At 36.1% G+C, this 1455-nt stretch carries 2 protein-coding genes; both read right to left on the reverse strand.

The window, feature by feature from the left end; translation table 11 throughout:
• Nucleotides 1–85: 85 nt before the first annotated feature.
• Nucleotides 86–679 carry a Crp/Fnr family transcriptional regulator gene (locus BMW71_RS23460; RefSeq protein WP_092178972.1) on the reverse strand — a complete coding sequence of 198 codons (594 nt, stop codon included), beginning with the start codon at nucleotides 677–679 and terminating at the stop codon, nucleotides 86–88.
• A 137-nt stretch (nucleotides 680–816) separates the two neighbouring features.
• Nucleotides 817–1329 (reverse strand): GNAT family N-acetyltransferase, encoded by a 513-nt coding sequence (locus tag BMW71_RS23465; protein WP_092178973.1) that lies wholly within the window; start codon nucleotides 1327–1329, stop codon nucleotides 817–819.
• Between the last annotated feature and the right edge of the window lie 126 nt (nucleotides 1330–1455).

The raw sequence follows: 1455 nt of genomic DNA on the forward strand, positions 1-1455 counted from the left end.
TGGATCTGAAGACAGAGTCCTAAAAAAATAGTGAATTTTCCCTTCGGGGGGCTAGCCCCCCGAAGGGAAGCCAGACAGAGTTGAGCTAACACTCCGTCTTTGACGAAATACGTTTGCGTATTCTACTTAAAGATACAGGTGTAATACCTAATACATTCGCTATGTATTTGTCGGGAACACGATTGGTTAGGTCTGGAAAATCTTTGATATATTTAAGGTAGCGTTCTTCAGGGGTCATTAAAACAAAAGATTCCAAACGCTCTTTGACTTCAAAAATGATTTTTCTGAGAAAAAATTTTCTATTAGACTCCAATTTTGAGTTTTTGCTCACAATTGAATCAAGGACTTGATAGTCGATACTGAAAAAACTACAATTTTCTAAAGTTTCATAATAAAACTTTGAGGGTATTTCGGTTGCAATAAAATCAAAATTGGCAACTACATTATGTTCGGGAATAAGGCTGAAAGTAATTTCTTCCCCAGTATCTTTTATATGATACATTCTTACCATTCCCTTTCGCAAAAAATAAATTTGAGTGTCTTTAGAGCCTTGTTCAAAAAGGATTTCCTTTTTTTTGAATGATATAGATTTAGCTGTTTTCAAGAGTTCTTGTGCATCTTGCAAACTTAATTCTTTGCCAAATTTATAAAGCGTTCTAAGTTTTTCTATGTCAATCATTATTTACATTAAGAGGTTTTGTTTGGCTTGTTGCTAACGGTTGGTATATGGAAAGTAGGCGATTTCGAAGCGCTAAACTTTCAGTTAAGCACAAAATTTGATGCGAGCCAAAAGCCTTGATTTTATTACTATTCCGCCTATTTTTTATATATATTGTTACCTGCTGGCTTTTTTCTTTTCAATTCATATACATTACAAGGGGTTCCATCAAATTTTCTTTCTTCAATGAACTCAAATCCAAGTTTCTGATAAAATCTTTGTGCTTTTACGTTAGATTTCAAAGGGTCAATCAATATTCCATCTACAGATTTATTTTTAAAACATCTATCAATGGCGAGTTTCATCATTTTCGTCCCATAGCCTCTGTTTAGGTTATGTTCTTCCCCAATCCAAATGTCTATTGCTCTTTTGTTCGGTTCAACTGTTCCCCAATATTGTGTCTCTTCTAAATATGGGTCAATTATTTGTATGAATCCTATTGGCTCTCCATTCAATTCAGCAATTAATTGTTCTCTCCATTCAAGATTGCGTTTCAGTTCCGTTTCCCAATGCCATTCGTCATCAGGGTCACAGTCGATAACGTGCTGCTTTGTATCCCAATGTTTGACTATGTCAAGGTCGTTTATCGTTGCTGGTCTTAGTTCTATCATTTGGTTTTTACAGCTTGCAGGTAACGGTTAGTGTCGAGTAGGCAAGGGGAATTTCACCCCGAGCCTCTCCCAGAACCGGACGTGATAGTCTCCCATCATACGGCTCCTGTTATACAGAACTTTACT

This window comes from Cyclobacterium xiamenense, assembly GCF_900109255.1.
GTDB classification, from domain to species: Bacteria; Bacteroidota; Bacteroidia; order Cytophagales; family Cyclobacteriaceae; genus Cyclobacterium; species Cyclobacterium xiamenense.